This window comes from Roseiflexus sp. (assembly GCF_057785375.1).
On the sequence record NZ_JBYNRX010000063.1, the window covers coordinates 24,519 to 33,359 of the forward strand.

The 8,841-nt window shown below is 60.3% G+C and carries 6 protein-coding genes; 5 read left to right on the plus strand and 1 reads right to left on the minus strand.

The genetic code is table 11. The features are described from left to right. The first annotated feature begins 48 nt into the window (after positions 1–48). From AC3EA7_RS11545 to AC3EA7_RS11565, 5 genes are all read left to right on the plus strand, one after another. The gene (locus tag AC3EA7_RS11545; protein ID WP_488614206.1) at positions 49–1,863 is read left to right on the plus strand and encodes an ABC transporter permease; all 1,815 of its coding nucleotides are present in this window, start codon (positions 49–51) and stop codon (positions 1,861–1,863) included. A gap of 33 nt (positions 1,864–1,896) precedes the next feature. After that, positions 1,897–3,843, plus strand: a complete 1,947-nt coding sequence (locus AC3EA7_RS11550; protein WP_488614207.1) for a glycosyltransferase — start codon at positions 1,897–1,899, stop codon at positions 3,841–3,843. Further along, positions 3,843–5,138, plus strand: a complete 1,296-nt coding sequence (locus tag AC3EA7_RS11555; RefSeq protein WP_488614208.1) for a glycosyltransferase family 4 protein — start codon at positions 3,843–3,845, stop codon at positions 5,136–5,138. The genes AC3EA7_RS11550 and AC3EA7_RS11555 overlap by 1 nt, the downstream gene beginning before the upstream one ends. After that, the gene (locus AC3EA7_RS11560) at positions 5,096–5,665 is read left to right on the plus strand and encodes a hypothetical protein (protein WP_488614209.1); all 570 of its coding nucleotides are present in this window, start codon (positions 5,096–5,098) and stop codon (positions 5,663–5,665) included. Before AC3EA7_RS11555 ends, AC3EA7_RS11560 begins: the two co-directional genes overlap by 43 nt. A gap of 591 nt (positions 5,666–6,256) precedes the next feature. Next, a complete protein-coding gene (locus AC3EA7_RS11565) occupies positions 6,257–8,110 on the plus strand; it encodes an HD domain-containing phosphohydrolase (RefSeq protein ID WP_488614210.1) in 1,854 nt (617 codons plus the stop codon). 126 nt (positions 8,111–8,236) lie between these two features. On the opposite strand, the gene AC3EA7_RS11570 is transcribed toward AC3EA7_RS11565, so the two are convergent. After that, positions 8,237–8,590: a hypothetical protein gene (locus tag AC3EA7_RS11570; RefSeq protein ID WP_488614211.1), complete on the minus strand. Its 354-nt coding sequence runs from the start codon at positions 8,588–8,590 to the stop codon at positions 8,237–8,239. Positions 8,591–8,841 lie beyond the last annotated feature (251 nt).

An 8,841-nucleotide genomic window follows, 5' to 3' on the forward strand; every position in this document is an offset into this window, starting at 1 on the left:
GTGGTGCAGGAAATCGGCGATGTGGTCGTGGTGGAATTTCGCTAGCGTATGGCACGTCTTGCAGCGCCAGCAACCTGGATCGTCGCATTGAGCCGCCAGCGGGGACCGTTGCGCCTCTACCAGTGGCTCTGGCTGCTGCTATGCACCCTCGGCGCACTGGCAGCGGCGGCGCCGCGCATTCTCTCGCAGCCGATCCGCTACGAAACTGCTGCCATGGTACACATCGACGCCGCCGGGCGCTACCGCGAGTTGTATACCGACGGTCAGCCGGACGACGATTACCGCGCAGTTGAGATGCAGGCGTTCGAGCTTCTCAGGGCGCGCCGTCCCGACCTTGGCGGCCCGACATATGCGGTGCGTTTTGTGCCGCATTCTGATGGACAGGTCGAGGTTCTCGCCACTGGTCGGACCCCCGTCGAAGCGCACACGCTGGCAAACGAGGCGGCGGAAACGCTGGCGCGCACGGTGCGCGCCGCTGGCGGGCGTGAGATCCTGCGCAATCTGATGGGCTGGGAATTGACCGAGGCGCTCCAGGGTCGCCAGCCGGAGACGGCTTTCCAGCGCTTGCTGCGCGAAATCATTCGGACACAGGCGTTCCCGCTTAATCGAGCCGTCGAGCCGGTTTCGGCATACATTACCGTCGATCAACTGCCGCGCGAAGAGTTGAGCGACCTGACCCGCGCCCTGGAAGTGCGCGAGGAACAGTTGACCCGCATCGACATTCCTGCGCTGGAGATGCGCCGTATGACCGCCACCGGCACGGCGCTCCAGCAGATCGATGCCGATGTGCTGCGTCTGACGGCAGGACGCCAGGCAATCCGTGAGGCGCTGGCGTACCTGTATCGCAATCTGGGAGCCGCCTTCGCGCCCGATGCACCAGGTGACGCCTATCGCGCCAGCCGCGCGCGCCTGCCGGACTATGCCGTGGACCGGCGTATTCCGTTGCTTCTTTCGGCGGCGACGATTGTCGGGCTGGCGTTCGGTGCGGCTGGCGTGGCGGTGGACCGCAGCGCCGGCGCGATGCGCAAAGTCCTCGAACTGTGGGCGTACCGCGAATTGATCCGCAACCTGGTGCTACGTGACTTGCAAGTGCGCTACAAAGGAAGCGCTCTCGGCTATCTCTGGACGCAACTCGCCCCCCTCCTGCTCATGCTGGTCTTCTGGTTCGTGTTCAGCGCCTTCTTCCAGGCGGATATCGCTATGTTCCCGGTGTTCCTTCTGACCGGACTGTTGCCGTGGAATTTCGCCAGCGAAGCCGTAAGCGGCGGGGCGCGCAGTGTGATTGACAATGCGGCGCTGGTCAAGAAGGTGTTCTTCCCGCGCGAGGTGCTGCCGCTGGTGTCGGTGCTCTCCAGTCTGGTGAACTTTGTGCTGTCGCTGCCGATGCTGTTGCTGGTAATGGCGGCGGTGCAGTGGATGTACGCGCCGCTGCGCGCCGCCGGCGCCTGGACGAACTTCTCGTGGACGTTCGTGTATCTGCCGGTGTTGATCGGCATCCAGACGATGTTTTTGTCCGGCGTGGCGCTGTTCCTCAGTGCACTGGCGGTGCGCTACCGCGACACGGTGCACCTGATCGGCATTTTCATTCAGTTCTGGTTCTTTCTCACACCGGTCATCTATGCGCTCGACCGGGTCGCCGGTCCGCTGGCGCAACTGGTGCGCTGGCTGAACCCGATGGCCTCGCTGGTTGAGTTCTACCGCGAGATCCTGTATGGCAACGCTGTGGCATTCGGGCAGATTCCCACGCCAAACCTGCCCGCGCTTGATAGTGTGCTGCGCGTGCTGTTGACTGCCCTGGCGATGTTGGCGCTTGGCTACTGGTATTTCCAGCGCCGCAGCGGCGAGTTCGGGGAGCGGCTGTGAGTAGAAGTTAGGGGTTAGGGGTTAGGACGTGATATGGACACCTTGAGCATTCAACCTTCAACTTTCAACCTTCAACTTTCAACCTCCAACCTTCAACCTTCGACCTTCAGCCCTCAACCTGAAGCGCTCAGTCAGTCCGGTTCCTCCCCTGTCCCACAACGCCCGCCGGTAACGATCATCATCCTTACCTGGAACGGGTTGGAGTATACCCAACGGTGCATTGATAGCATTCGTGCGCATACAAGGGATGTGGAGTATCACCTGCTGGTGGTGGACAATGGCAGCAGCGATGGGACGCTGGAATGGCTGCGGCGGCAGGACGACATCCGGGTAATTGCCAACGACCGCAATCTGGGATTTGCGCGCGGCAATAATCAGGGGATGGCGGCGACCCCGTCAGATCACGATGTGCTGCTGCTCAACAACGATACGCTGATCATTCAAGATCACTGGCTGGCGCATCTCAGCGACGTGGCGAACAGCCACCCCGCGTATGGCATCGTCGGATGCACGTTGTTGCACGCCAATGGCCTGCTCCAGCACGCTGGAACCTACATGCCCACAGATAGTTTCTGGGGGTATCAGATCGGCGGCGGCGAGGCATACATCGGGCAGTATCCAGGAGTGCGCGAAGTCGAAGGCATCACCGGCGCGTGCATGTACATCCGGCGCGATGTGCGCGCGCGGATCGGCGGATTCGACGAGGCGTACACGTCCTACTTCGAGGATACTGATTACTGCCTGCGGGCGCGCCAGGCGGGGTTCAAAGTCGTCTGCACCGGCGGGACGCAGGTGGTGCACTATGAGAATACGAGCGCCAGGATCAACAACGCCTCGTGGCAGGCGATGTGGGACGAGGGACGTGAGACGTTCACCCGCAAATGGCGCACATTCTACGATCAGAAATATCGCCGCGCCATCGTCTGGCACTCGCTGGTCGCGTCGCCATCCGGCTATGCCACATCGTCGCGTGAACTGGTGATCGAACTCGACCGCTGCGGTATCGACGTGCGCCTGGCATGCATCTGGGGTAATGATTTCACCGAGCCGCCGACGGGCGATCCGCGCGTCGATCAGTTACGCGCCCGTCTCAAGGACTCAAGCCTGCCACAGGTGGTCTATCATCAGGGTGATTCGTTCATCAAGAACAGCGGACGCTACCGCATTGGCTATACCATGCTGGAAACCGACCGGCTGCCGGATGAGTGGGTGTACCAGGCGAACCAGATGGACGAACTCTGGACGCCGACACACTGGGGTGCTGAGGTGTTTCGCGCCAGCGGCGTCCGGCGTCCGGTCTATGCCATGCCGCTGGGAGTCAACCCCGATTATTTTCACCCCGGCATCGCCGGACGCAAGCCCGCCAATCGCTTTGTGTTTCTGTCGATCTTCGAGTGGATCGAGCGTAAAGCGCCGGAATTGTTGATCCGCGCCTATCAACAAACATTCCGCCGTAGCGATGATGTGCTGCTGCTGCTCAAAATCTTCAACTATGATCCCGGTCTCGATGTCGCCCGGCGGATCGCCGACCTGATCCGCAGCGATGGTCCGCCGATTGTCGTCCTCCCCAACCAGAAGGTTGCCGCCTACCAGGTTGGATGTCTGTACCGGAGCGCCGATTGTTTCGTGCTGCCGACGCGCGGCGAGGGATGGGGCATGCCCGCGCTGGAAGCGATGGCATGTGGTCTGCCGGTCATTTCGACCGGTTGGGGCGGGCAGACGGAGTTCCTCCGTTCAGAAGTCGCCCATCCATTACGCATTCGTGGACTTATTCCGGCGGAAGCGCGTGCGCCGTACTACCGGGGATTACGCTGGGCTGAACCTGATTTTGACCATCTCTGCGCATTGATGCGCTACGTCTACGAGCATCCCGACGAAGCGCGCGCCGTTGGCGCCCGCGCCGCTGCAGAAGTCGCTGCGCGCTGGACGTGGTCGCATGCTGCAGCGAAGATTGTCGAGCGCCTGGAAGCGATTGGGTGATGCACATCGGTGTTGACATCTCACTCCTGCGTATTGCTCAAGCCGGGGTTCTGACCTATCATCGGTCACTGCTCAACCATCTGGTGCGTGTGGGGCGCGACTGCCATTTCACGCTGATCGACGTACTGCCGCTCAACCCCGGTCGTTCGATGCCGCCGCTGGAGGCGCTCGATGCGCCGAATGTGCGGGTCGTGCGCTGTCCTGGCATCCGGCGCGGCTACCTGAGCGCACTGCCTGCGTTGCGTTCTGGTATTGCGCACACCCTTGCTGAGAAGATCGACCATGCCCTCGATCCGATCTGGGCGCGTCTATCAATTGTTGAGATGGGGCTGGAACTCAGGGGGGCAACGCGGTTCGTCGAGGTGTTTCACGCTGCCGATCAACTGCCCTATGCTCCGCCTGGCGCTGCGACCGTGCTGACGATCCACGATCTGACCACCCGACGCTTTCCTGAGATGCACGTTGCAGAGAACGCTGCGTTGCATGCTCTCAAGGAGCGATTCGCGCACGACCGCGCCGACCGGATCATCGCGGTATCGGAAGCGACCCGCTGCGACATCATGAGCGAGTTGGGCATTCCGTCCGAGCGAATCAGCGTGGTGTACGAAGCCGCCGATGCGCGCTTTCGACCGCATGCGCCGGATGAAACACGTCCGATCCTGGCGCGGTATCATCTGGTGCACGGCGAGTACGTGTTGAGCGTGGGCACGCTTGAGCCGCGCAAGAACTATATCCGGCTCATTGAATCCTATGCTGCGTTGCGTGCGCAGTATGCCGCAAACGAGCGCCGTTTGCCGCCTTTGATCATCGCCGGCGGCCATGGCTGGCAGTATGAAGCGATCCTTGCCGCGCCGGAACAAGCCGGCGTTGCCGGACTGGTCCGCTTTTTAGGGCGTGTCCCCGATGATGATCTGCCGGCGCTGATCGCCGGTGCGCGTCTCTTTGTGTATCCTTCGCTGTACGAAGGGTTTGGACTTCCGCCGCTGGAGGCGCTCGCTTCAGGGACGCCGGTAGTTGTGGCAAACACCTCATCACTGCCGGAAGTGGTTGGTGATGCCGGATTGTACTGCGATCCGTATGATGTGCATGATATTGCCCGCCAGATTGTTGCGCTGCTGGAAAATGAGGATCTGGCGCGGCGGTTGCAACGCGCCGGCATTGCCCGTGCAAGGCAGTTCTCCTGGGAGCGCGCCGCCCGCGAGACACTGGCAGTCTATGATCAGGCGCGCGCTGAACGATATGCGAGGCGACGATGGCGATTTATTGGGTCAATTCCGACAGCGACAATGCGCTGACGCTGATGGCGGCAGTCGAACGCGCGCTGGAAACCGGCGACACCGGAACACCACCGGCGCCCGGCGCCGGTTCGCCGGCTGCCCCCGCCGATCCGACAGACACATATCTGCATGATAATCTGGCGATTGCGCGCGCCATCTGGTCGGTCGATCCCCACCGCATCGTGCAGTCGAACCGTCCGGGGCTGGCAGCGGCGATCAATGCCTTTCAACGCCTGGTGCGCCGGGCAACGTGGTGGTACAGCCTCCCGCAGTGGCTGCACATCAGCGAGTTTCACGGAGCGGTTGTGCGTGTGCTCGATGCCTTGACCGAGAAGGAACGGCGGCTGGATATGCGTCTCCGTGACATCGAACAGATGCGATTGCAGGCGCATTTGTTCGCTTTGCAGCAGCAAATCGCCGTTTTACGCGCTGAACGCATCGCTCTCGAACAGCGCATCACTGCGCTGGAAGCGCAAAGCGTCGTCCAGCGCACGGCAGAGTCTGCTGGCGAACACCGCGTTGATTCGGATCGAGGCGCAACATGAATGCTGATGCCTGGAAGAGCATCCTTGCCTGTTGTCATGTCACATACAACCGTGGCTCGACAGCGGCACACCCCGTGTTAAATCCGGTAGAGCCTGCAAAGGCAGGCTTCGCAACCGTGGCCTGCGGCTTCAGCCGCCGGGCGCAGCGCGCATGCCGGATTATGTTGTCCATGGTCATCAGCGTCAGGCAGTAGAGTAGACTATCGCCTGATAACTCCGACTCGGACCTCTCGCTCACGCGCATGGAGCAGCAGCGTGACGCATCGCATGCCGGGTGACGACCCGACCCGCGCACCCACATGCGCGGAATAGACCGTTTTCCCGGTGATATAATGTCCTATGGCAGGTCGTTGCCGGCAAAATGACGCAGTGATCCATGCGCGCGCTGTTCGGAGGAAATGATTCCACAGGGCATGAAATCTTTCAGGCGCCGGCTTGTCGCACGGCAACTGCTTACAACACAGGGACGATGTCACTGCCAGGAAGGACCTTCACATGCCCGGAAGCACATCTGGCGGATCATCACAACGAAGAATGACCCGGCGCGAGTTATCCGCTCTTTACGATGAACTTCTCTTACGTGAGGCTTATTTGCGCAATATATTACGCAGCATTGGCGATGCCGTTATTGTCACAAACACCGACGGGCGCATCAGTCTGCTGAATCCCACTGCCGAACGCCTGACCGGATGGGCTGAGTCCGAGGCGTTAGAACATTCGCTTGACCAGGTCTTTCGGATCGTGGACGAGGAAACTGGCGCTGCGCTCGAAAGTCCGATTGCGCGAGTCTTGCGTGAAGGCGCCGCTGTGCGCTTGAGTCAGCGCACAGTATTGATCCGTCGCGATGGAAGCGCCATTCCGATTGGCGATACCGGCGCCCCGATCCGGACAACAACCGGCGATATTATCGGCGTTATTCTCATCTTTCACGACCAGACCGCCGCGCGCGCCGCTCTCAACATGACCCGTCAGGCGCGCGCATTCGCTGAGAGTATCATTGCCACCGTGCGCGAACCGTTGCTCGTCCTCAGCCGCGACCTGCGCGTGGTCTCAGCCAATCGCGCCTTTTATCAGCTGTTTCACACGAATCCCGCCGAAACGCTCGATCGTCGCATTTACGAACTTGGCAACTCCCAGTGGGATATTCCCGAACTGCGGCGACTGCTGGAGGAGATCTTGCCGCGAAATACCCATTTTGATGGATACGAGGTCACGCACGATTTCGAGCATATCGGGCGGCGCACGATGCTGCTCAACGCTCGCCGCGTGCAACACTCCGATGAATTTATCCTGCTGGCGATCGAAGATATTACGGAACAAGTGCGCGCAGAGCAGCGATTACACCTCCATATTCGACGATTGCGCGCCCTGCGCACAATTGACTGGGCGATCATTTCCTCCCTCGATATGAACATTGTGCTCGACATTTTGCTTGAGCAGGTTACGCTGCATTTGCACATAGACGCCGCTGCCGTCCTGTTGCTCGATCCATATACGCAGACGCTCACATTTGCCGCAGGGCGCGGATTTCAATCTTTTCCATTTCAGCAAATGAGGCTGTACACTGGAGAAGAGTATGCCGGTCGCGTCGCTCTCGACCGACGGTTGATGTTCATTGCCGACCTTCAGGAGACCGCCCAATCCACCTCCACGCCTATTCTGCAATACGAAACGTTCGTGACCTATTGCGGCGTTCCCTTGATCGCCAAGGGGCAAGTGAAGGGAGTGCTGGAACTTTTTCACCGCAGCCGACTCGATCTCGATCAGGACTGGTTTGACTTTCTGGAAACGCTGGCGGTGCCGGCAGCCATTGCAATTGATAGCATTGACTTGTTCGAGACGATGCAGCGCTCGAATGCGCAAATAATCCTGGCATATGAAGCGACGATCCGGGGATGGGCGCAGGCGCTCGACCTGCGTGACCGGGAAACGGAAGGACACTCGCAACGGGTCACGGAACTGACGGTGCAACTGGCGCGCGCGGCGGGTCTAAGCGATGAACAGATTGCGCATATCCGCCGTGGGGCGCTGCTGCACGACATTAGCAAACTTGGCGTTCCCGACGCCATTCTGCGCAAGCCCGAGCCGCTGACAGAAGACGAATGGGAAATGATGCGCAAACACCCGAACTATGCGTATAGCATGCTTTCTCCGATCGAATATTTGCGCCCTGCGCTCGATATTCCCTACTGCCATCACGAACGATGGGACGGAACGGGGTATCCACGTGGTCTGAAGGGCGAGCAGATACCGCTATCAGCCCGCCTCTTCGCTGTAGCGGACGTGTGGGACGCCCTGCTGTCCGATCGTCCATACCGTCCACGCTGGCGGCGAGAAGAGGCGCTCGACTACATTCGATCACAGGCGGGAAAGCATTTTGATCCCGACGTGGTCGAGCTGTTTTTGAGGGTGATCGGCGAAGCGCCGCACAGCGCCGATTCCTGAGCGAGTCAGGGGAACAATGTCTCGCTCTTGAGCACGCGAGCCTATCCAGAAAAACTCGTTGGGTAGGTGAAGGTAATGCCTTCGCCTACGCGGATGCACTTCAGTAGTGCAATTTTCGGAAGCCTCTTACTCACGCGGGATCGGCGCACCTGGAGGGGCGTTGATGATTTCCGCCTCGATCTCTTCTTCCGCAGCCGCCACAGGAGGGTGTTCAGCCTCGCTATCAGTCGCAAGCGGTTCGATCTCGAGATGTTCGACCGGCGCTTGGTCTTGTGCGTTCGTTGCCGCCGGATGGACGTGATCGGCATCCGCCGACGCACCGGGCGACAGGTTCATGATCTCCGCCTTGTCATCGGCGTGCACCTCCTCGTGATTGTGGTGATGCGCGATGCCATATTCGGTGATCAGGCTGGCGCGTTTGATGCGTCGATCATATTCGCGGTAGACTGCATCGGCGATGCGCTGGAACAGACCTGACATATGCCTGCGCCCTCCATCAAACTTGTCACGATTGCCGGGCATATTATACCAGAGCCGGGGTTAGAGCCTGTTATGCACTTCAGAGATACACGTGGTATGATTTCAGTATGACACGTCAACCCTATCCCAGCGATGTGAGCGACGAGGAGCGGGCCTTCGTCGCTTCGACCGGCTCAGGCGCCGCGCTCCCTCCCTGACCTTCATGACCGAAGACGCCCCGCAGCGCAACCACGCGCTGCGCGAGGTCTTGA